Source organism: Bradyrhizobium sp. SZCCHNS1050 (genome assembly GCF_032484785.1).
Taxonomy (GTDB): Bacteria; Pseudomonadota; Alphaproteobacteria; order Rhizobiales; family Xanthobacteraceae; genus Bradyrhizobium.
In genome coordinates this window covers 852,207-874,080 of record NZ_JAUETR010000002.1, presented here as the reverse complement: position 1 = coordinate 874,080, position 21,874 = coordinate 852,207, and the positions used below count along the sequence as shown (strand labels likewise).

At 65.7% G+C, this 21,874-nt stretch carries 20 protein-coding genes; 8 read left to right on the top strand and 12 right to left on the bottom strand.

Going from position 1 to position 21,874, the window contains the following annotated elements:
• The first annotated feature begins 63 nt into the window (after positions 1 to 63).
• The 3 genes from mltG to gmk all read left to right on the top strand — a co-directional run bounded on the left by mltG (position 64) and on the right by gmk (position 3,028).
• Entirely contained in the window at positions 64 to 1,353 is a 1,290-nt protein-coding gene (mltG, locus tag QX094_RS28460) for an endolytic transglycosylase MltG (protein ID WP_315767262.1), read from the top strand.
• 124 nt (positions 1,354 to 1,477) lie between these two features.
• Positions 1,478 to 2,365 (top strand): YicC/YloC family endoribonuclease, encoded by an 888-nt coding sequence (locus QX094_RS28455; protein WP_316185082.1) that lies wholly within the window; start codon positions 1,478 to 1,480, stop codon positions 2,363 to 2,365.
• Between the two features lie 3 nt (positions 2,366 to 2,368).
• Positions 2,369 to 3,028, top strand: coding sequence for a guanylate kinase (gmk, locus tag QX094_RS28450; protein WP_316184871.1), 660 nt, complete (start codon positions 2,369 to 2,371; stop codon positions 3,026 to 3,028).
• A 12-nt stretch (positions 3,029 to 3,040) separates the two neighbouring features.
• Here the strand turns inward: gmk and QX094_RS28445 are convergent, their stop codons facing one another.
• The 8 genes from QX094_RS28445 to lptF form a co-directional block, all read right to left on the bottom strand.
• On the bottom strand, positions 3,041 to 5,308 hold the full coding sequence (locus QX094_RS28445) for a hypothetical protein (RefSeq protein ID WP_315712401.1): 2,268 nt from the start codon (positions 5,306 to 5,308) through the stop codon (positions 3,041 to 3,043).
• A gap of 381 nt (positions 5,309 to 5,689) precedes the next feature.
• The gene (locus QX094_RS28440; protein WP_315712400.1) at positions 5,690 to 6,748 is read right to left on the bottom strand and encodes an alcohol dehydrogenase; all 1,059 of its coding nucleotides are present in this window, start codon (positions 6,746 to 6,748) and stop codon (positions 5,690 to 5,692) included.
• Positions 6,749 to 6,775: 27 nt separating this feature from the next.
• Positions 6,776 to 7,636 carry a 16S rRNA (adenine(1518)-N(6)/adenine(1519)-N(6))-dimethyltransferase RsmA gene (rsmA, locus tag QX094_RS28435; protein ID WP_315712399.1) on the bottom strand — a complete coding sequence of 287 codons (861 nt, stop codon included), beginning with the start codon at positions 7,634 to 7,636 and terminating at the stop codon, positions 6,776 to 6,778.
• A complete protein-coding gene (pdxA, locus tag QX094_RS28430) occupies positions 7,633 to 8,634 on the bottom strand; it encodes a 4-hydroxythreonine-4-phosphate dehydrogenase PdxA (protein ID WP_315712398.1) in 1,002 nt (333 codons plus the stop codon). Before pdxA ends, rsmA begins: the two co-directional genes overlap by 4 nt.
• Positions 8,634 to 9,572: a SurA N-terminal domain-containing protein gene (locus QX094_RS28425; RefSeq protein ID WP_315712396.1), complete on the bottom strand. Its 939-nt coding sequence runs from the start codon at positions 9,570 to 9,572 to the stop codon at positions 8,634 to 8,636. Before QX094_RS28425 ends, pdxA begins: the two co-directional genes overlap by 1 nt.
• Positions 9,573 to 9,676: 104 nt before the next feature.
• Positions 9,677 to 12,187, bottom strand: coding sequence for an LPS-assembly protein LptD (locus QX094_RS28420; protein WP_315826795.1), 2,511 nt, complete (start codon positions 12,185 to 12,187; stop codon positions 9,677 to 9,679).
• Positions 12,187 to 13,284: an LPS export ABC transporter permease LptG gene (lptG, locus tag QX094_RS28415; protein WP_315712392.1), complete on the bottom strand. Its 1,098-nt coding sequence runs from the start codon at positions 13,282 to 13,284 to the stop codon at positions 12,187 to 12,189. The genes QX094_RS28420 and lptG overlap by 1 nt, the downstream gene beginning before the upstream one ends.
• Entirely contained in the window at positions 13,281 to 14,450 is a 1,170-nt protein-coding gene (gene lptF, locus QX094_RS28410) for an LPS export ABC transporter permease LptF (protein ID WP_315749956.1), read from the bottom strand. Before lptF ends, lptG begins: the two co-directional genes overlap by 4 nt.
• 339 nt (positions 14,451 to 14,789) lie before the next feature.
• Between lptF and QX094_RS28405 the strand changes: the two genes are divergently transcribed.
• The 4 genes from QX094_RS28405 (at position 14,790) to QX094_RS28390 (ending at position 18,320) form a co-directional block, all read left to right on the top strand.
• Positions 14,790 to 16,325 (top strand): leucyl aminopeptidase, encoded by a 1,536-nt coding sequence (locus QX094_RS28405; RefSeq protein ID WP_315712388.1) that lies wholly within the window; start codon positions 14,790 to 14,792, stop codon positions 16,323 to 16,325.
• Positions 16,326 to 16,334: 9 nt separating this feature from the next.
• Positions 16,335 to 16,787 (top strand): DNA polymerase III subunit chi, encoded by a 453-nt coding sequence (locus QX094_RS28400; RefSeq protein WP_315749957.1) that lies wholly within the window; start codon positions 16,335 to 16,337, stop codon positions 16,785 to 16,787.
• Between the two features lie 204 nt (positions 16,788 to 16,991).
• Positions 16,992 to 17,486, top strand: coding sequence for a hypothetical protein (locus tag QX094_RS28395; protein ID WP_316185084.1), 495 nt, complete (start codon positions 16,992 to 16,994; stop codon positions 17,484 to 17,486).
• 15 nt (positions 17,487 to 17,501) lie between these two features.
• Positions 17,502 to 18,320 carry a phytanoyl-CoA dioxygenase family protein gene (locus QX094_RS28390; protein WP_316184876.1) on the top strand — a complete coding sequence of 273 codons (819 nt, stop codon included), beginning with the start codon at positions 17,502 to 17,504 and terminating at the stop codon, positions 18,318 to 18,320.
• Here the strand turns inward: QX094_RS28390 and QX094_RS28385 are convergent.
• The gene (locus tag QX094_RS28385; RefSeq protein ID WP_315712384.1) at positions 18,317 to 18,550 is read right to left on the bottom strand and encodes an acetyl-CoA carboxylase biotin carboxyl carrier protein subunit; all 234 of its coding nucleotides are present in this window, start codon (positions 18,548 to 18,550) and stop codon (positions 18,317 to 18,319) included. The two genes, QX094_RS28390 and QX094_RS28385, sit on opposite strands and share 4 nt — an antisense overlap.
• A 156-nt stretch (positions 18,551 to 18,706) precedes the next feature.
• Here QX094_RS28385 and QX094_RS28380 point away from each other — a divergent pair, with 156 nt between their 5' ends.
• Positions 18,707 to 19,105: an avidin/streptavidin family protein gene (locus QX094_RS28380; RefSeq protein WP_315712383.1), complete on the top strand. Its 399-nt coding sequence runs from the start codon at positions 18,707 to 18,709 to the stop codon at positions 19,103 to 19,105.
• Positions 19,106 to 19,236: 131 nt separating this feature from the next.
• On the opposite strand, the gene QX094_RS28375 is transcribed toward QX094_RS28380, so the two are convergent.
• The 3 genes from QX094_RS28375 to QX094_RS28365 form a co-directional block, all read right to left on the bottom strand.
• A complete protein-coding gene (locus tag QX094_RS28375; protein ID WP_316188396.1) occupies positions 19,237 to 21,102 on the bottom strand; it encodes an ABC-F family ATP-binding cassette domain-containing protein in 1,866 nt (621 codons plus the stop codon).
• Positions 21,103 to 21,153: 51 nt separating this feature from the next.
• Positions 21,154 to 21,345 carry a hypothetical protein gene (locus tag QX094_RS28370; RefSeq protein ID WP_316184880.1) on the bottom strand — a complete coding sequence of 64 codons (192 nt, stop codon included), beginning with the start codon at positions 21,343 to 21,345 and terminating at the stop codon, positions 21,154 to 21,156.
• 189 nt (positions 21,346 to 21,534) lie between these two features.
• Entirely contained in the window at positions 21,535 to 21,804 is a 270-nt protein-coding gene (locus QX094_RS28365; RefSeq protein WP_315712648.1) for a sulfur globule protein precursor, read from the bottom strand.
• Positions 21,805 to 21,874: the final 70 nt, after the last annotated feature.

The window sequence follows — 21,874 nt, the reverse complement described above, 5'->3', positions numbered from 1 at the left end:
CAGGTCGCTTGCGTTGGGGAGCGCACGGCCACGACGAGAGCGACAGGACTGAAGGTTGCATCGATGAGTGAACGGCCGCCCATCTCGCCCCGCAGCCCGCGCGCAGCGCTGGAGCCGGAACGCGTGCCGCCGCCGCCGCGCCGCTCCGACCGCGCCCGCAATCCGTTCGTGGTCGTCGGCAACGCGATCATCACCTTGCTCATCCTGGCCATGCTCGGCGTGGGCGCGGCCTACTATTATGGACGGCAGATCCTCGAGGCGGCAGGACCGCTGCAGGAGGACAAGGTCGTCAACATCCCGCAGCGCGCGGGCAAACGCGATATTGCCGACGTGCTCGCGCGTGAAGGTGTGATCGACGTCAATCCGTGGATCTTCATTGGTGGAGTCTATGCCCTGAAGGCCAGTTCCGACCTCAAGCCGGGCGAGTATGCGTTCCAGAAGAATGCATCGTTGCGCGACGTGATCGGCGTCATCGTCGAAGGCAAGGTCGTGCAGCATTCGGTGACCGTGCCCGAGGGCCTGACGTCAGAGCAGATCGTGGCCCGCCTGTCCGAGAACGAGATCTTCACCGGCAGCGTCCGCGAGATTCCGCGCGAAGGCACGTTGTTGCCGGAGACCTACAAGTTTCCGCGCGGCACCAGCCGCGATCAGGTCGTGCAACGCATGCAGCAGGCGCAGAAGCGCGTGTTGGCCGAGATCTGGGAACGGCGTAGTCCGGATCTGCCGGTCAGGACGCCGGAGCAGCTGGTGACGCTGGCTTCGATCGTCGAGAAGGAGACCGGCAAGCCCGACGAGCGCAGCCGGGTGGCCGCCGTGTTCGTCAACCGGCTGAAGCAGAGGATCAAGCTGCAGTCCGATCCGACCATCATCTATGGTCTGGTCGGCGGCAAGGGCACGCTGGGCCGTCCGATCAAGCGCAGCGAGATCACCCAGCCGTCGCCCTACAACACCTATGTGATCGAGGGCCTGCCGCCGGGACCGATCTCCAACCCCGGCCGCGCCTCGCTGGAGGCGACGGCCAATCCGGCGCGCACGCGCGATCTCTATTTCGTCGCCGACGGCACCGGCGGCCATGCTTTCACCGAAACCTACGACCTGCACCAGAAGAACGTCGCCAAGCTCAGGGCGATGGAGCGGCAGACCCAGAACGACACCGTCGAGCCCGACGAGGCGCCGCCTGCCGTCGCGGGTGGCGCGGCCGATCCGGCGGCCGGAGCGACCCCACGGGCGCCCGCAGCGGCAAAGAAGCCGCCGGCCAACCGCGCCACCGGCGGAGTTGCACCGGGGGCCGCACCTGGCAACGGCGCCCGTCAGGGGGCGGCGCAGCCGAGCCCGCCGGTCGTTCAGCAATAATTTCCCACGCATGTCGGCCGCGCAGAACCGGGCTTAACATTTGCCCAAAAGGCCGTAAGGTTCGCGCACTTTCGGCGGGGGTTGAGTCTGTCCCCGTTCCCAATGTGCCGGAGACATGGACGAAATGGCGCTGTCGAGCATGACCGGCTTTGCCCGTAGCCACGGGGCAAGCGGTCCCTACTCGTTCGAGTGGGAGTTGAAGTCGGTCAACGCCAAGGGATTGGACGTCCGGGTGCGATTGCCGCAGGGCTGGGACGAGGTCGAGGCCTTCGCCAAGAAGCGCGCGACGGAAGTCCTGTCGCGCGGCACGGTCTATGCGAATCTCACCGTCAAGCGCACCGAGACCGGGTCGACGGTGCGAATCAACGAGGACGTGCTGGCTGCGGTGGTGAAGATGGCGAGCTCGCTCGCCGGCAGGATTGACGCGGTCGCACCGAGCATTGACGGGCTGCTGTCGATCAAGGGCGTGATCGAGGTAGCCGAGCCGGAGAGTGACGAGGCCGAGGACAAGGCCGCCAAAGAGGCGGCGATCGCGGCGTTCGACACCGCTCTGAAGCATCTCGTCGAGATGCGCCGGCGCGAGGGCGACACGCTCGGTCAGATCCTCAATCAGCGCGTCGATGAGATCGAGGCGCTGGCGAAGAAGGCAGAGGCGTCGCCGGGACGCAAGCCGGAAGCCATCAAGGCGCGGCTCGCCGAACAGGTTGCGGCCCTGCTCGAAACCTCCGACCGCTTCGATCCCGATCGCCTGGCGCAGGAGGCGCTGCTGATCGCGGCCAAGGCCGACGTGCGCGAGGAACTCGATCGCATCGCCTCGCACATCGCGCAGGCGCGCGAGATGCTCGGCAAGGGCGGGCCCGTCGGCCGCCGGCTCGACTTCCTCGCCCAGGAATTCCATCGCGAGGTCAACACCACCTGCTCGAAGTCGAACGACATCGAGCTGACGAACATCGGCCTGGAGATGAAGACCGTGGTCGAGCAGTTTCGCGAACAGGTTCAGAATCTGGAGTGATCCATGGCGGCTCACGACGGAAGCTTCGATGGGGTCGAGCGGCGCGGGCTGATGTTCGTGCTGTCATCGCCTTCGGGGGCAGGCAAGACGACGCTGTCGCGCCTGCTGATCGAGCGCATGTCGGGCCTGCGGATGTCGGTCTCGGCGACGACGCGTCCGATGCGGCCTGGTGAGGTCGACGGCCGCGACTATCACTTCGTCGACCGGGCGCGCTTCGAGGACATGGCCAAGCGCAACGAGCTGCTCGAATGGGCCACCGTGTTCGACAATCGCTATGGCACGCCGCGCGCGCCGGTCGAAGCGGCGTTGTCGGCGGGCCAGGACGTGCTGTTCGACATCGACTGGCAGGGCACGCAGCAACTGCGCGAGAAGGCGCGGCAGGACGTCGTCAGCGTGTTCATCCTGCCGCCGTCCGCCGCCGATCTGGAGAAGCGTCTCCACACGCGCGCGCAGGACTCTGATGAGGTCATCCGCGGGCGCATGAGCCGCGCCAGCCACGAGATGAGCCACTGGGCGGAGTACGACTACATCGTCATCAACCGCAACGTGGACGATGCGTTCACCGAGGTGCAGTCGATCCTCAAGGCCGAGCGCCTGAAGCGCGAGCGCCGGACCGGATTGACGACCTTCGTGCGCGAGCTGCAGCGCCAGCTCGAGAGCTGAAACGCCTTCCGTCTACGCCCGCCGGCCGAGGCGCGCCAGGATGTCCTGGATGCCGTCGAGCTCATCATCCTGCTGAATGTTGCGCGGCCGCGGCCGCAGCGCCGGAGGCCGCGGAATGAAGTCGAGCGGCGGGGTCGCCGGATCCTCGAACGGCGTCGGCACGAACAGGGGACGCTGCTGCGACGGGCGCTGTGGCTGCTGCTGCGCCTGCGGTCTGTCGATAGGTAGCGCGGCGGGGATCGACGACCGCGATTCCAGGAGACTCATCAGTCGGGCCGCGGGATCATCATGCATGTGCGCGACGTCCTGCTGAGCCTCGACGGAGAACTCCTCCTGCTGCGGCTCTGCCTCCAGCTCGTCTTCGGGCAATGAAAAGCGCGACTGCAGAAGGTTGATCAGCGCCGCCGCAGGATCGTCGAGCTCATCGTCTTCGGCGGCAGGGGCTTCCGACATCATCGCGGGTCCGCCCACGGCGATGTCATCGTCAGGCTGAGGGGCCGGTTGTCGTGCCGCATGCGCGCGAAGCGTCTCGATCAGTGCGGCCGCTGGATCGGCTGGTGCCGTTGACGGCGCGCGCGGGGAGGCAGGCTGATCGGGCGTCCCGGGAACGGGCTGAGCGACGGGCTGGCCGCCACGCGGATGGTTCGTCAGGTGTTGCGACGCCTGCGTGGTCCGGGGTGCAGCGTCCGCCTGCGTTGGCGGAGCCGTCTCAGCGAGGGCCGCTGCAGCCGGATCATCGCTAGCCTCGCCGGGTTGCGTGGCGTGCCGCTTGGCCGCGCGCGACACCAGCAGCGCGGCAATCACCTTGGCGGCGTCGATCGGAGCGCCGGCAGAGGGGGACGTGACATCGCTGCTTCGGGCCTTGCGCAGCGCCGACACGATTTCGCTGACGTCGACAGGGGCAGGTGGGGCGGCGGTCGCGGCAGCCTGCGCCGGTGGCGGGGCGGCTGGCGGCATTGCTGCGGCTGCCTGGATGCGGGTGGGATTCGCTGGTTCAACCCGCTGCGCCGCCGGCCAGGGCTCGGCGGGCGCGGTCGGTGCCGCATAGGTCGGCGAGCGCGGCGAGGCGGCTGCAGCAGCGGCGCTCGCCTGGGCTGCTGCAATCTTGGCGGCAGCGGCCTGCGCCGCGGCCATCTGGGCAGCCGCCAGTTGTGCCTGCGCCGGAGCAGCAGGCGATGCGGCAGTTGCGGCAACCGGCGATGGCGGCGCGTTGGTCGCAGCGATCTGTGCCCCGGAAGGCTCGGCCCGGCGCACTGCTGCGCGATCCACCAACTCATCGACCGCCTGCCATACTGCGTCGGTGGATTGTGATCGTTGCATCTCCGCAGCCGCGTCCCGGTCGCGTCGGCGTGCGGCCACGGCCGGGTGATCCTGATGCTGGGGAGACGGCGCCGGTCGCTGCGCACGGGGGTCGATCTGGTCCGTTGAAGCGGACAGCCGCGCGCTGGCGAGGTCGAGCGCCGAAGCCGGCTGGGAGCCGCGGCTGCCGCCTGGCTGGGATGGTGCCGCCGGCATGCTGCCGCGGTTCGCACGCATCCCGCCCTGCGGCGCCTTGGAGCGTGGTTTGATGCGACTGCGGCGCATCCGTACTGCGTCCGCGTGCCAGCTGCCGTTGCGCCGTTGCCGCCGTCCCATCCGGCTGAGCCGATAGAGCGCGCTCGCCAGCAGTCCTGAAATCGCGAGTGCGCCGATGACCACGAGCATGAGCACGTGGATGGGCGCTTCGGGCTTGCTCGGCTTGGGTGCGATGATCGGCCCGTCGGCAGTCGGCGCCGCATTCGCGTCCGGCTCCGCATTGCCGTCGTCGGCCATTGCCGGTGGTGGCGCATCGGCCGCGATCGGGTCCGCCTGTTGCGGCGGGGCAGAGGGCCAGGGCGAGCTATCGAGGCTGCGCGGCAGGCTGGTGTCCGATGCCGTCAGCGTCGTCGGCGTGGCGAGAGTCTGCGGCTTCGGCGTGCCCCGCACGGCGAGATCGGCACGCAGCCGCGGCTGCGGCGCTTCGGCGAGGGCGTCGCTGGTGCGAGCGACCGGGCCATCGCTGCGTCTCGGCGTCAGTTTGGGTGGAGCGGGCTGGGCGAAGTCCCAGGGAGTCGGCTGCTGCGCGGCCCGCATCGGTGCCGCGGCGTCACGGGTATTGCCGTTGGCGTCTTTCAGATACCAGCAACGCCGATTGGTGCCACGATCGAAACGATAGTACCAGCGTTGCGCGTCAGACTTCTCTCCCGTCGGCTCGGTCAGACATTCCTCCGCCGCCAACACGACGCGCGGCAGCACGAGCACGACGGTGCCGGCGATTCCGGCTGCAATGGCAAACGCAACTCCTGCCGTTCGGCTTGCCATTGAAGACTCCGGATACGCTTACGCAACGGCGCGTTCTCGGAGAGAAGTTGGGTGGCAATGAGCCGCAATTCCGGATTAATTCTGTCGCGATCCTTTCGTGCCCGAGTGCGGCTTTTTTCCCACAAAAGGATCCGCATCCCGTCTCGATTTTGGCCGCGCTAGCGCGCCAAATCGGTCACATCCGTGAAGATGGACCTGACTTTTCACCCTCAGGGATCCGAGGCGCGGCGCCGACAACCTCTACGTTTGTGGACAAATGATTGGCCACAGCGGCAGCGGTGCAGCACCGCCGCCGCGTGCGATGTCGCAACGGACGAGGGATCAGTTCGTCAGCACCACACGTCCGACCACATGGCCGGCGCGCAGCGCATCGATCCACTTCTGTACGTCAGCCATCGGCTCCTCGCGCATCGGCGGCGGCTTGATCTTGCCGGCGCGCGCGAGCGCCATCAACTCGTGCGCCTCAGTCAGCGTGCCGACCATGAAGCCCTCGATGGTCATGCGCTTGTACACCCATTGAACCATCGGCAGGGTGAACTGGCCGCCCATCAGTCCGGAGACGACGATCTTGCCGCCGCGTGCAACGACGGACACCGCAAAGGCCATCGACTTCTCGTTGCCGGCGAAATCGACGACCTCGTCGAAGCCGCCCTCGGTCTCCTTGAGGATGCGCTTGATCACATCCGGCTCGGCCGGATCGTAGGCCGTCGCGGCGCCATTCTTCAGCGCGGTCTCGCGCGCGGCCGCCGAGAGGTCGGCCACCGAGATCGGTTGCTTGAACATCGCCTGCGCGAACGACAGGCCCATCATGCCGACGCCGCCGAGTCCGATCAGCAGCAGATTGCGCTGGCGCGGCCGATCCACGAGGCGCTTGAGCGCGCCATAGGCCGTTACGCCGGAGCACATCAGCGTCGCGGCCTGATTGACCGGCAGCGGATCGTATTCCAGCAGATACTTCGCATCCGGCACCAGCACGTGGGTGGCGAAGCCGCCGTCAATCGAGACGCCGAGGAAGCGCTGCTTGGCGCACAAATTCTCGTCGCCATTGGCGCAGTCGCGGCATTGGCCGCAGCCGATCCACGGAAACACTGCGCGGCGCGCGCCGATCAGTTCCTTCGGCACGTCGGGTCCGACCTCATCGACGACGCCGGCAATCTCGTGTCCGAGCGTGAAGGGGAGGGTCATGCCGCGCGTGGTGTCCAGGCGCTTGCCGCCGCCGAGATCGGCATAGCCGTCCTGGATATGCAGGTCGGAGTGGCACAGGCCGCAGCGCTCGATGCGAACCAGAACTTCCCGGCCTTGCGGCTTCGGCGTCTCGACGATGGTTTCGCACAGCGGTGCGTCGAACTTGACGAGCGACTGACGGCGCATCAACGCCATGATGAAACTCCCTGAAATGCTTGTTGATTAAGACTTGTTCGCGTCGCGACTATTGGTCAATTCGCGGGCCATGGCAACAAAGCCCGACACCGGAATGGTCTCGGCGCGGCGGGTGGGATCGACGCCTGCGGCGGCTGCGAGCCGCGCGGGATCCGCCGGCAGCGACTTCAGGCTCTGCCGCAGCATCTTGCGGCGCTGGCCGAAGGCGGCGGCGGCGACCTGCTCGAGCGCGCGGCGGTCGCAGGGTTCGGGCGACGGGCGCGGCACCAGCCGCACCACGGACGACGTGACCTTCGGCGGCGGCACGAAGGCGGATGGCGAGATGTCGAACAGGATCTTGGTCTCGCAGCGCCAGTTGGCGAGCACGCCGAGCCGGCCATAGGCGTCCTCGTTCTCGCGCGCGACGATGCGCTCGGCGACCTCGCGCTGAAACATCAGCACCATCATGTCGTACCAGGGCGGCCACGGCTCTGCGGAAAGCCAGCCGATCAGGAGGTGCGTCGCGATGTTGTAGGGCAGGTTGGCGACGATCTTCGCCTTGGTGCTGCCGAGGTAGGGCCGGACGTCGAAGGTGCGGGCGTCGGTGCAGACGATTTCGAGCCGCCCCGGATAGCGCGCGGCGATCGCCTGCAGCGCCGGGATCGCGCGCTCGTCGTGCTCGACCGCGATCACGTGGCGCGCGCCGAGCGCGAGCAGCGCCCGCGTCAGGCCTCCCGGACCGGGGCCGATCTCCACCACGGTGGCGTCCTCCAGCGGGCCGGCGGCGCGCGCGATCCGGGCGGTGAGATTGAGATCGAGCAGGAAGTTCTGGCCGAGCGCCTTGCGAGCCGACAGCTGATGATCGCGAATGACCTCGCGCAGCGGCGGGAGGTCGTCGATCGCGCTCATGACGACTGGCTGGCCATGCGCGCCGCGAGCTCGAGCGCCGCGATCAGGCTCGCCGGATTGGCGGTGCCCTTGCCGGCAATGTCGAACGCCGTGCCGTGGTCGGGCGAGGTGCGGATGAAGGGCAGGCCGAGCGTCACGTTGACGCCCTCGTCGAACGCCAGCGTCTTGATCGGGATCAGTGCCTGATCGTGGTACATGCAGATGGCGCAGTCATAGGTCTTGCGCGCGGCTTCATGAAACATCGTGTCTGCCGGCAGCGGTCCCTGCACGTCGAGGCCAGCATTGCGCAAGGTTGCGATCGCGGGCGCGATGATCGTGTCCTCTTCGGTGCCGAGCGTGCCGTCCTCGCCCGCATGCGGATTGAGGCCCGACATCGCAATGCGCGGCCGCGATACGCCGAAATAGCGGCGCAGGCTCGCCGCGACGATTCGCGTCGTCGACGTGATCAGCGGGCTCGTCAGCTGGTCGATCGCATCGCGCAACGCGACGTGGATCGTCACAGGCACCACGGCGAGAACAGGCGACCACAGCATCATGACCGGCTGTGGCGTGGCTCCGCCATCCGCGGCGAGCTCGGCGAGAAATTCGGTATGGCCGGGATGCGAGAAGCCGGCACGGTAGAGCACGGCCTTGGCGATCGGGTTGGTCACGACGGCGCTGGCGCGTCCGGCCCTCACGTCGGCCACGGCCTCCCGGATCGAGCCGATGGCCGCCTCGGCACTCGTCGTGTCCGGGCGGCCCGGCGGGGCCGTCACGGCGTGCCCGGTGGGGACCACGGGCAGCGCGGTCGCAAACGCCTGCGCCGCTTGTTCGGGACGAACCTCGTCCACGGTGACGGGGAGGTCGAGCAGCTTGGCGCGCTGAGCCAGGAAGGCAGGATCACCGCGCACGTAGAAGGCGGGGAGGCCGAGCTCGGTGCGGCGCAGCCACGCCTGCAGGGTGATGTCGGGGCCAATGCCTGCCGGTTCCCCCAGGGTCAGCGCGAGCGGCTTCGTCATCAGCGATATTCGATCATCGCCGCCTTGCGGACTTCCTGCAGATAGGCCTTGGAGGTGGCCTCGTATTTCTTGGTGTACATCTGCTCCTTGATCTCGCGCTTCTTCGGCGTGTCGATCGTGGTCGGAGTCCGCGAGCAGAGCGCCACCATCTGAATGCCCTGCCGCGTCGCTTCCGGCGGAGTCAGGTGGCCGATCGGTGTGTCATCGAGCAGCTTGCGCAGATTCGGCGGAATGTCGGCGGACGTCTTGACGACGATCTCCTTGATGACCGCGTTCGCCGTCGTCTTGAAGATGTTGTTGGCTTCGGCGCAGGTCTGCACCCGTGAGCGCAGCGCTTCCGCCTCCTTGTGACGTGCTTCCATCAAGCCCTGGTTCGAGGAGTTCGACACGATCAGCACGATCGGCTGCATCTTGTACTCGAACGCCTGGCCCTGCTGATCGCCGTCGCCGCCGGCAGCGGCGACGGCCGCGGCCACGTCCTTGTCGGAGACGAGCAGACGCTCCTTGTAGCGGCCGCGCACCAGGCTGCTCCAGACGATCTCCGCCTTGATGCGGGCCTTCAGCGTCTCCGGCCGCACGCCCTGGCTCTCCAGCGATTTGGTCAACTGTTCCGGGTTGAGCCGCATGCGAGAGCCCATGCCAGCAAACGATTGGTCGACGTCGGAGGCGGTCGGCTCGACGCCGAACTTCTTGCCTTCCTTGATCTTCACCTTGTCGTCGATCAGCTCGTCGATGATCTCCTGGCGGGACTGATGCTTGCGCGTGCTCAGGAAGTTCAGCTTGGTGCGCTGCTCGATGTCATAGTCGGTGATGGGATCGCCATTGACCATGACGACGATGCTCTGGGCGCGAGCCGACATCGTTCCGATGCCGCAGGCGAGTGCGGCAAGAGTGCAGATGGCCAGGGCCCGAAGGCGAGGAGAGAACGCGATCGTCATGACCAAGCTTCGCTGTCGCTATTGATCCAACTGGAAGCCGCGCCACGGCTCCCGACGAGGGACTTTCGAACCCCACGGAGCGGCCCGTCGGAGACTGGCGCGCACTACTGAAGGCCGCCAGCCCCGGTTCCCGTCGACGAGGTCGTGGCAAGCGTCCGAAGCCCGATCTGGAGCATATAGGCATGGCTCAGAACGGGTGGAGTGGTGCCTGCCGTATAGTTATACGACGTTACATAGTTGGCGGCCAGCACGAAACAGTCGTCCACATAGCCCGCGCCGATCACATACTGGTTGATCTTGTTGGCAGCGAGGTCCCACCGCGCGGCGCCCGTCACGACCCAGTTCGGTGCCACCTTGACCGAGCCGCTACCCAGGATGCCCTCACGACGGGTGAGGTAACCGATCGCCGGATCGGCAGCATAGTTGCCGTAGGTCAGGGCCACCGACCAGCGGTCGAAGTTCGCCTTGGCTTCCGCCTCGAAGCGCTGGATGTTCAGGGTCTGCTGGTCGAACCGGCTGCGCATGCTGAACGTGTAAGTGCGGTTCGGCGAGTAGTCGACCCGCGCCACGTAGTCCGAGACGTTCTTGTCCAGGCCGGAGCCGATGGCGGTGTTGTTGGCGTCCTGCACCGCGAACGAGTTCATCCCGAACAGGTGATAGGACTGGCCGAACAGCACGTTGATGGTGCCGCCGCGGTCGAACTGCGTGGTCGCCTGGACGCCGACATTGGCGCGCCCGCCGCCCTCGACGCGGTCGTAGCCGGAGAACTTGTCGACGCTGAACAGGTTGCTGGCGTCGAACACCATGCTCTGGGCGTCCTCGTTCGGCAGCCGGCCGGCATAGGTCTCGTTCGGCCGGATGATCACTTGCGCGATCGGCTCGATCGTCGTCGTGCCCCACGGCTGAACGTTGATGAACGGGTAGCGATATTCCAGGCCGACCGTCGGCATCAGCCGCAGCGCCTGGGTGTCGCCGGTCTGCAGGAAGTTGCCCACACCCGGCTGGTTCGAGACGTTGGCGTTGATCGCATCCGCGCGCAGGATCGCGAACGGCGTCCAGATCTGGCCGTAGGGATCCGTGAACGACCGCCGCCACTCCGCCTGCGCAGTCAGGCGGGTGTAGGTGCCGGGCGTGGCGCGCAGCAGGCACTGCGTCGGCAGGCGCGCAAGCGGGTCAGCCGATGTCGTCGTGCACAGGCCGTTGGTGTTGGCCGTGGTGGTGATCGGATCGAACACCGCCGTCTGGCGGCTCAGATTGACGAAGTTGGTCTTGTAGCTGAACTCGCCGCCGAACACGGGATAGTTCAGCACGTTCGAGTAATCCAGCACCGGATAGACCACCGGCACGGTCTGCTGGTTGCCCGAGAAGCTCAGATAGTGGATCGCCCTGACGTCGAAGAAGCTGCGGCTGCCAACGCCGGTCAAATACAGCTGCGAGATCGCCTCGGTCGGCAGGCTCATGAACGAGTTGAACGGGTCGCGGTACTGCGCCAGCCGGTAATCCGACAGGAACATGTAGTCGGACAGCAGGATGCCGTCCCAGCCCCAGACCCACTTGTCGTTGAGCGCGAACTGGCCCTTGGTGTCGACGCCGCCGCGGAACTGGCGGTCGCCCGGCTGGCCGGCGAAGGCGTTGCGGTCGAGCTGATCGATGCCGTACAGGCGCACCTGATAGCCGCCATTGCTGAGGCGCTGGCGGAACTCGGTCTGCAGCAGCACGCCCTGCTTGGAGGTGATGCGCGGCGTGAAGGTCGCGTCGTAATCCGGCGCGATCGCCCAGTAATAGGGGATGTCGACGCCGAAGCCGTAGCCGCCGGTCTGGGTGACGCCGGGCATCAGGAAGCCGCTCTTGCGCTTCACGGTCGGATCGGGCGTCGAGAAGTAGGGGATGTAGGCCAGGGGAACGCCGAAGAATTCGAGCTGGGCGTTCTCGAAATACAGCATCTTCTCGGTCTGGTCGTGGATGATGCGCGCACCCTTGACCTGCCACAGCGGCGGCTTCTTCGGATCGTCCTTGCACGGCGCGCAGGCGGTGTACACGCCGTTCTCGAAGACGGTGTAATTGCCCTTGGAGCGGTCGGCGCGGGTCGCCGCCATCCGCGTCTGATCCTCGGTCTCGACGCGCAGCGAATCGACGAAGCCGTCACGATAGTCGTCCGACAGATCCAGGCTGTTGGCGTAGGTGATCTTGCCGTCGGCGTCGGTCATGCGGATGTTGCCTTCCGCATGCAGGCGCTTGGTCTTCTGGTCGTAGATCACCCGGTCGGCCTCGACCGAGGTGCCGTTGTAGAACAGTTGCACGTTGCCGACCGCCGACACGCGCGAGTTGTTGTAGTCGTAATCGACCTCGGTCGCCTGCACCAGCATCTGGTTGTCGTTGGCGACGCGCGGCGGCGGCGCCTTGGGCGGGCGCGGATTGTAGGTGAAGCCCTGCGCCACGGCAGGGGTCGGCGCCACGACCGCGATCGCAGCAGCGACCATCAGGCCGAGCCCGCAGGCCATAACGAATCCAAGTACGCCAGACCCGGCGCGACGCACGCGCGCGCAACCGACGCGCGCAACGGCATGCTGCCGAAGCGCGGCGAGCGCTGTCTGACGGACGGCAACGAACGACACTAGCCGTCCTCCTGGTAGAGCAAGGCCATGAAGCCGGTGAGGCCGCCGACGAACACCGGCAGCCACGCCGCAGCGATCGGATTCATCAACTCAGCCTTGCTCAAATCTTCAGTTACTTTCGACAGAACGTAGAGCAGAAACCCGGCGCCCACGCCACTCAAAACCATTTTCTGTACGCCACCCATTCGGAAGAACCTGAGCGACACGGACGCAGCCAGCATGACCATCGCAGCCAGCAAAAACGGCTGCGCGATCAGCTTATGATACTGCAGTTTGTACCCCGCGGTCGCGAAGCCCGAGCTCTCCGACGAGCGGATGTATGTCGGAAGTTGCCAAAACGACACAGTTTCGGGGGTGGAGAAGCTGTTTCGGACCTGTGCCGGCGTCAGGCTGGTCGGAAGAATGTACGTCGGTTCGTCGACCGGCGGCGCATCGAGGGAGAATCGGCGCACGGACCGGAAGACCCACCGGCCTTCTTCCAGGGTCGCCTCGCGCGCTTCGATTCGTTCCTTGAAGTGCTTGTCCGTATCAAAACGGAACAGGGTCAGTCCGGTCAGGCGGACGCCCTGCTGCTCGCTGCGCGCGGCATTGATGATGACCGAGCCGTCGGGGTTGATCTGGTTGAGCCAGAAGCCGGCCGCGTCCTGCACGCCGCCGCCCGGGGCGGCGCCGAACAGCTCGGCCTCCATGCGCTTGGAGAGCTCGCGCAGATTTGCCGACATCGGGTTGTAGAGGGTCGTCGCCATTAGCCCGAGCACGATGGCGCTTGCCAGCGCCGGCGCGATGAACTGCCAGGCGGAGACCCCGGCCGCGCGCGCCACCACGAGTTCGAGTCGGCGCGACAGCGCGAGATAGCAGGTCATGGCGCCGATCAGGACGCAGAACGGCATCATCTTCTCGAGCAATTGCGGCACCCGGAACAGCGACGTCTCCGCCACCATCAGCGCCGAGGCCGAGGCGAGCCCGGAGGTCTTGCGCACCATCTCGATGTAGTCGACGAGCACGAGCAGGATGAAGATGCTCGCGAACACGCCGACCGCCGAGACCAGGAAGCGGCCGGCGAAATAGCGCCCGAGCGTGTTGGTGACCATGCTCATGCGGTGGCCGGCCTTCCGAACAGGCGTGCGATCCGCGCGTTCGAGCGGTTGATGGCTTCCATCAGCCGCGCCGGCGGCTCGACCACCACGCCGCCGATGATGATCCAGATGCTGAGGCCGAGCACGCCGAACAGCATGAGGTACTGCACCAGCGCCGCCATCGGCGTCTTCACGGTCATGACCGAGCAGGCGAAGCCCGCCATGCGGACGCCGAACACGGCGAGAATGGCGCTGCCGAACGAGAAGTTGCGGCTCTGGCGTGTGGTCCGCGGCGCGCCCAGGAATGCGAAGGTGAGGGCAGCGAAGGCGAACGGATAGATCGGCGCCAGGAAGCGGTCGTGCAATTCCTGGCGGAATTGTCCCGGGATCTGCTTGTAGATCGGATCGTTTTCGGCGGGCGCCATCAGTTCCCACAGATAGCGCTCGCGGATGCCGAGCGTGACGTCGCGGCCCTGGTTCGAAAACTTCGACATGTCGAAGGCGTAGCGGGCGAACGCGACCATCGCCGGCTCGCGCTTGCCGAGCTCGAAGCGTTCCAGATTGCCGTCCTCCAGCACCAGGAACGAGCCGTCGGCATTCTTCACGACGGTGCCCTTCTCGGCGATGATCGTGATTCGCTCCTTGGGGTCGCGGCGGTCGTCGATCAGGATGCCGGACAGCTCACCGCCGGGCTGGCGCTCGCGGATCCGGATGGTCAGGTTCTGGTCGAGCTGCGCGAACCGCCCGGGCTGTAGGATGTTGGCGAGCACGTCGGCGGTGATCTCGGCATCCCACTGCTTGATCCGGCGCAGGCCGTCGGGGGCGAAGAAGGCGGCGATCACCGTCACCAGCACGGCTACCGCGCAGGTGGCATAGGCGAACGGCACGAACAGCCGGATCGGCGACATGCCGGCGGCGTTCATGACGATGATCTCCGAATCGGTCGCCAGCTTGTTCAGCGTGTGCGAGACCGCGATCATCAGCGCGATCGGCGCGATGACGCCGAGCAGGGAGGGAATCACGAGCCCGGTGATGCCAAGGAAGGTCAGGATCGTCTGGCCCTGGCTGGTCATCAGGTCGATGCCGCGCAACGCCTGCGTAATCCAGATCACGCCGGTGAGGCTGACCAACACCAGCGCGAACGACGCCAGCGTCGTGCGAAAGATGTACCTGTCGATGGACCCCATCGTCTGCGCTCGATCCCCAATCAGCAGTCCCGGAACGAGCGCTGCAGCCCCCCTTGAAACGGGTCCCCCAAGGCCGCTGTCGCCGTGACGTTCCAAGAGCAGTGAATATCATTACCATCTCGTTGATCCGTCGACAAAATGGCTGTGGCGTGGCGCCCCGAAAATACGGTCAAAATTTCATGATTGTGACTGGCCCGCCACGCGGCGCTTGGCAGCCGCGGTCCGGGCAGGCCATACTGCTGTCAAGTTGGGTTCCGAACTGCCGCCATCCGCGTCTGGCCCTTGAGGTTTTCGGTCGAACGTGGCGGCTCATCACGTCGAAATTTGGAGGATTGCTTGATGTCCGACGCCGTCAAGGTCGGCTTCGTCCCGCTGTCGACCGCCCCGCGTGGCATCGTGGTGGCGTTCTGCGATGACACCCTGCGTCTTGGAGTCGCGACCGAGAAGGCGCTCGGGGGAGCCTCGGACCTGATCAAGCGCGCGGCCGGGGCAGCCCGGTTCAAGGGCAAGGATGGCGCGGTGTTGGATCTGCTGGCTCCTGAGGGAATCAAGATTCAGCGCTTGATCGTCATCGGCATCGGCAAGGGATCGGACCTCAAGGACAAGGATTTCCTCAAATACGGCGGGACTTTAGCCGGAAAGCTGAACGCCGGAACTGAAGCGGTGGCGGTGCTCGCCGAGCTGCCTTCGGGACCGCTGTTGCCGGATCAGGTCAGCTCGCTGGCCGCCGGGATCCGGCTGCGGGCCTATCGGTTCGACCGTTACAAGACCAAGAAGAAGGACGAGGAGGGCGCCGTCAGCGCCAATGTCTCGATCGCCGTGGCGGACGTCGCGGCGGCCAAGAAGGCCTTCGCGCCGCGATCCCACGTGACCGACGGGGTGATACTGGCGCGCGATCTCGTCAACGAGCCGCCGAACGTGCTCTACCCGGAAGAGTTCGCCAAACGCGCTGCCGCCTTGCGCAAGCTCGGCGTCACCGTCGAGATCCTCGACGTGCCCGCGATGAAGAAACTCGGCATGGGCGCGCTGCTCGGCGTCGGCCAGGGCTCGGCACGGCCGAGCCGCACCGTCGTGATGCACTACAATGGCGGCAAGCGCGGCGAGCAGCCGGTCGCCTTCATCGGCAAGGGCGTGTGCTTCGACACCGGCGGCATCTCGATCAAGCCGGCCGGCTCGATGGAGGATATGAAGGGCGACATGGGCGGCGCGGCCTGCGTGGTCGGCCTGATGCATGCACTCGCCGCACGCAAGGCCAAGGCCAACGTGATCGGCGCCATCGGCCTGGTCGAGAACATGCCGGACGGCAACGCCCAGCGTCCGGGCGACATCGTCACCTCGATGTCGGGCCAGACCATCGAGATCATCAACACCGATGCGGAGGGCCGCCTCGTGCTCGCCGACGTGCTGTGGTACGTCGCGACCAAGTTCAAGCCGAAATTCATGATCGACTTGGCGACCTTGACCGGCGCGATCATGGTCGCGCTCGGCACCGAGCATGCAGGTCTCTTCACCAACAATGATGATCTCGCCGACAAGCTGTTCAAGGCGGGGCAGGAGACGGGTGAGAAGGTGTGGCGCATGCCGCTCGGCCACGAATACGACAAGCTGATCGATTCGCAGTTCGCCGACATGAAGAATACCGGCGGACGCCATGGCGGCTCGATCACCGCCGCGCAATTCCTGCAGCGCTTCGTCAACGACACGCCGTGGGCGCATCTCGACATCGCCGGCACCGCGATGGGCGCGCCGAAATCGGAGATCAACCAGAGCTGGGGATCGGGCTATGGCGTCCGGCTGCTCGATCGGCTGGTGTGGGACTCCTACGAATCCAGATCCGACACCAAAGCTGAAGCCAAATCCGGCGCCAAGGCGTGACGCGGGGCGATGACCGAAGTCCTGTTCTACCACCTGCAGAACATGACCGTGGAAGGCGTGCTGCCGCCGCTGCTCGAGAAGTCGCTCGAGCGCGGTTGGCGCGTCGTGGTGCAGTCGACATCGGAGGAGCGCGCGGATGCGCTAGATGCGCATCTGTGGACCTATCGCGACGATTCGTTTCTGCCGCACGCCACCTGGCGGGTGGCCGATGTGGCCGACCAGCCGATCGTGCTCGCGGTGGAAGAAAGCAATCCCAACGGCGCGAACGTCCGTTTCCTGGTGGATAACGCGGCGCTGCCATCGGACTCGCACAGCTACGAGCGCATGGTGCTCGTGTTCAACGGCGATGATGCGGACGCGCTCGCGGCTGCGAGATCGGCGTGGACCGATTGCAAATCGCGGGGATTCGAGGTCACCTACTGGCAGGCGGATGAACGGGGGCGCTGGCAGCGCCGACAATGATACGGAGGCCCGTGAAGCGCCGATGATGGCAGCGCCGCGTGATTAATGATAATCTGCCGATTTACCGGCAGAGCGTTGGCAAAGTCACGAACGTGCCGCAAAGTGATGTTGGGACAACACGTTAGAGTGTCCACAGGTTGCAATTCAGCAAGGTTCATCGTGCGAGACCACACCAAACAGCTGACGCGCGCTCTGGCGTTCCTTGTGCTTGCCCCGGTCGTCGCCGGATGCTCGAGCACGCCCGATTTCCTGTCCAAGGACGCCGAGTGGTTCAACCGGCCGCAGCGCCTGTTCATCAGAAACATCTCGATCGACGCGCCGCCGCTGACGCCGGACAAGCCGGTCACGGCTGAGGATCTTGTGAGCGCCGAAGGCGCATGCCCGGGCATGGCGCCTGCGGCCGATGCTGCGGGCGCGAACGCGCTGGCGAATGATCCCGCCGCCTCGACGCCGGCTGCCGGCGGCACCGTCGCACTCGGCCACACCGAATGCGACGTGGTGCGCGGCATCGGTGCACCCGACAACGTCAACATCTCGAGCAATGGCGGCGAGCGCGTGGCCACGGTGACCTGGCTGCGCGGCGCACGCGCCGGCGTCTACACGTTCAGCTCCGGCCGCCTGACCTCGGTCGAGCGCGCGCCCGATCCGGGACCGGCGCCGAAGGTGGCGAAGCCGAAGGCGAAGAAGCGGACGAGCTGACGGCGGGAGGCGGCCATGCAAATAACCGGCCTCCGTCGCGAGTTGGAGGAGGCCGGGTATGCGGTACGCCGTGATTTTCTTCCTCGCGAATTGTTGGAGGCCGGCAATCGAATCAAGTCTCGGGCCAGTCTTGAGGCGAGAGCGGAGCCCCATCTCGGGCTTGTTGTCTCGGTCAACTTTTCGGTCGATTTCGCGCCGATCATTCTCTTCGATGCACAATATGAATTGTTGGAGCGCGCCGGATACCGGGATGCGCGCTTTTTTGCTGGATTTCTGATCTCCAAGCCGGCCGGGTGTCCGAGGCTGCACTGGCACCAGGATTGGTGGGGCTGGTCGAGCGCTGTGAGTTACGGCGCCACGCCTCCAATTCTCTATTTCATGTACTATTTGACCGACACGAGTGCTGCAAACGGATGCTTGCGCGTGCTTCCCGGCAGTCATCGGCGCAAGAACGATCTACATGCATTGATCGAGGGCAGGCCGACACATCCCGATCGGGTTCTGCATGTCGACGACGTGCTGGTTTCCACGAGGCCAGACGAAGTTGATGTTGCTGTTCGGAAGGGGGATCTCATCGTTCGCGACGGCAGGCTCCTTCACGCATCCCATGCGAACAATTCGAGCGAAGACCGAGCCCTGATCGTATTGTCCTTCGTGCCGTTCTGGTCGGATCTCCCGGAGGGGCTGCAATGCGCCTTCGACAGAAAGCGGCCCAAGATCGAAAGATCCTGGCCGTCCGCCGAGGCCGAGCGCGTGCTGGATCGAGCGACGGTCTACAACGGCGCGTCGTCGCCGATCCATCTGCAGAGGACTCCGAACTTCGGCGACGATTAAGCTGCCGCGTCCTCCGCATCCAGCTCCATCACGACATCGGTCGCGTTCAACGTATCGCCCGCTTTGCGCCTGACCTGACTGATTGTCCCGGAGTAGGGAGCTTTCACCGACAGCTGTGATTTGGCCGCCTCGATGACGTAGAGGACCTCACCGGTCTTCACCTTTTGACCGGCCTTGACGCAGACGTCGTAGAGCAGGCCGTCAAGTCGAGCGTAAAGCTGCTTGTTCATGTTTCGTCCTCCTGAATCGCCTCAATCGAACCTCAAACATCAACGTCAGCTACCAAAAGTAGAGCAATTTTGATTCTGCTACAATGGCGCTTTCAATCTTATGGATGTATGTAGTCATCGTTGCTACCTCTAGCTCTGGGCATAGCGAGGCGCGCCATGAAGTGGTTCTTCAGCAAGTATCTTTTCGCAGGCATGATTGTCGTGGTTTCGTCGATTGCTGCGCGTGCCGACGTCCTGCCGGCGCCGTCGAGATGGACCAATCAACGAGGCTCGGTTCTCGAGATCTGGTCAGTCACCGATGGGCAGGTGCGAGGGCAATTCACCAACAACGCATCTGGGTTCGCATGCCAGGGTATTCCCTATCCGGTATCCGGCAGATCCGCCGGCAGCGCCGTTATGCTGGTCGTGACTTTTGCCCAGTGCAATTCCATCACGCGTTGGAGAGGCCAAGTCGGCGGCAATCAACTTCGGGCGAATTGGAATCTCTTCTACATTCAGCCCAACGGTGATCTCGGCAATCTGCCGGGTGCCGACCTGTTCCAGCGAACCAATTGATCCGGTCGCTCGCTCCGATCCCGCATTCAGCCGTGCTAGCCGCCGACCGCGAAGGCTTTCGACTTGGAAGCATCTGAAAGCCAAGCTATCGGCGACTTTCGGCCGAATGCCGATCCGAGGCTCGGGGCACTTCAGCTCCCCGCCTCGTCATGCAGCGTGCTGGCTTCCAGCCACTGCTCCTCGGCGCGCGCCAGCGCGTCGGCGGCATTGGCCCGCGCCTTCGACAATTGCGCGGCCTGCTTCGGGTCGCGCGTGAAGATGTCGGGCAGCGACAGCGCGCCGTCGATCTTGGCGATGATCTCGGTGATGCGGGCGATCTCGGCTTCGGCTGCCGCAATCTTCTGCTTCAGCCCGCTGCGCTTGTTGTCGCTGCGGGGCCGCTCGGTCTTCTCGGCGACCTGAGAGCGCTCGTTGTCGCGGGCCGGCGCGCTGCGCGTCGACAGGACCATGCGCCTGTAGTCATCGAGGTCGCCATCATAGGTCTTCACGGTGCGGTCGGCGACGACCCAGAGGCGGTCGGCGCAGGCCTCGATCAGATAGCGATCGTGCGACACCATGATCACGGCGCCGGGAAATTCGTTGATCGCCTCGGCCAGCGCGGCGCGGCTGTCGATGTCGAGATGGTTGGTCGGCTCGTCCAGGATGATCATGTTGGGGCCGAAGAAGGTCGCGAGCCCGAGCAGCAGCCGCGCCTTCTCGCCGCCCGACAGGCTCTTCACCAGCGTGTCGGCGGCCTTGCCGGAAAATCCGATCGCGCCGGCGCGCGCGCGCACTTTCGATTCCGGCGCATCGCCCATCAGCTTGCGCACGTGACTATACGGCGATCCAGTCTCGTCCAGCTCATCGAGCTGGTGCTGGGCGAAATAGGCGATCGACAGCTTGTCGGCGCGCGTGACCTTGCCGGAAAACGGTGTGAGCCGGCCGGCGAGCAGCTTCACCAGCGTGGACTTGCCATTGCCGTTGGCGCCGAGCAATGCGACGCGGTCGTCATTGTCGATGCGTAAGGTGACTCTGTTGAGCACCGGTTGCGCGGGATCGTAGCCGACCGAGGCGTTGTCGACCGCGATGATCGGCGGCGACAGCAGTCGCTCCGGTGCGGGGAACGTGATCTCGTGCACGTCCTGGGTGACGAGCGCGGTGATCGGCTTCATCCGCTCCAACATCTTGACGCGGGACTGCGCCTGGCGCGCCTTCGAGGCCTTGGCCTTGAAGCGCTCGACAAAGGCCTGCAGCCGCGCACGCTCCGCTTCCTGGCGCTTGACCGCCTTGGCATCGAGCATCTCGCGGGTGGCGCGCTGTTCCTCGTAGGAGGAGTAGCTGCCGCGATACAGCGTGAGCTTGCAACGGTCGAGATGCAGGATCTGGTCGACGGAGGTTTCCAGGAGATCGCGGTCGTGGCTGATCACGATCACCGTGCGCGGATAATGCGCCAGATGATCCTCGAGCCACAGCGTGCCCTCGAGGTCGAGATAGTTGGTCGGCTCGTCCAGCAGGAGCAGGTCGGGCGCGGCGAACAGCGTGGCCGCGAGGGCGACCCGCATGCGCCAGCCGCCGGAGAATTCGGTGCAGGCTCGCGCCTGATCCGCGGCGGAAAATCCAAGGCCGCTGAGAATAGCGGCCGCGCGCGCCGGGGCGGAATGCGCGTCGATGTCGACGAGCCGGGTCTGGATCTCGGCGATGCGGTGTGCGTCATGGGCGGTCTCGGCCTCCTGCAGCAGCGCATGCCGCTCGAGGTCGGCCCGGAGAACCACCTCGATCAGGCTTTCGGGCCCGCTCGGGGCTTCCTGGGCCAGGCTGCCGATGCGCCACCGCGGCGGCACGGTGATGCTGCCGCTCTCCAGCGACAGTTCGCCGCGGATCGCCTTGAACAGGGTCGACTTGCCGGTGCCGTTGCGGCCGACCAGTCCGACGCGCGCGCCGGGCGGAATCTGCACTGAGCTCTGGTCGATGAGAAGCCGTCCGGCGAGGCGGATGGAGATGTCGGTGATGGAAAGCATGCGCGCCTTGTCACCGCGCGCGCGGCCAAAGGCAACCGCTTTGTCGCGGTCTCAACCGCCGGAGAGGCTCATCCCGCTTTCGTCGCGCTTGCGCAACTCGTTCATCAGGTCCGCAAGCGGAGCCGGCAAATGAGAGCCGTCCGGCGGCAGGCTGCGTTGCAGGCGTTCGCCGACGGCCTCGCAGATCGACCGGCTGGTCTTGCGATCGAGCGCCTCGCTGAAATCGGCGGTGCGGCCAGACATGAGGGAGTTCCACGAGCAGTTGCAGGACGATGCCGTAACAAGTCGTGACCGCTCGATTTGTTTCCCGCTCCCGACCGGAAGACCCCGAAATGAGGTTGAAAATGCACAAAAAAAGCCCCGGCGTGGGGGAGACGCCGGGGCGATGCGAGTTCGGTGCGGCGGGGGGCGGGTGCCGCGCCGAGGCTCGTATCAATAGCAGCGGTTGATCCACCGCCAGCGCGGTCCCCACGGGGTCGGAACCACGCGGCGCACGTAGCAGCCGCCATAGCCGTAGCTGTAGACCGGGCCACCGACGAAGAAGCGCGGGCCGTAGAACGGACGGTGCCATCCGCCGTAGCCTCCGTGCCAACCGCCCCCATGCCAGCCGCCATGCCAGTGAGCCGAGGCGGCAGTCGGGGCGAGGGCGGCTGCGCCGAGGGCAACGGTGGCCGCCGCGATGAGGGAGAGTTTGCGCAACATGATCGTCTCCTGGATGACAGCGCTGGTGGCGCCGAAATTGTCCGACGGATGAGGCTGGGAGAGGGCGGCC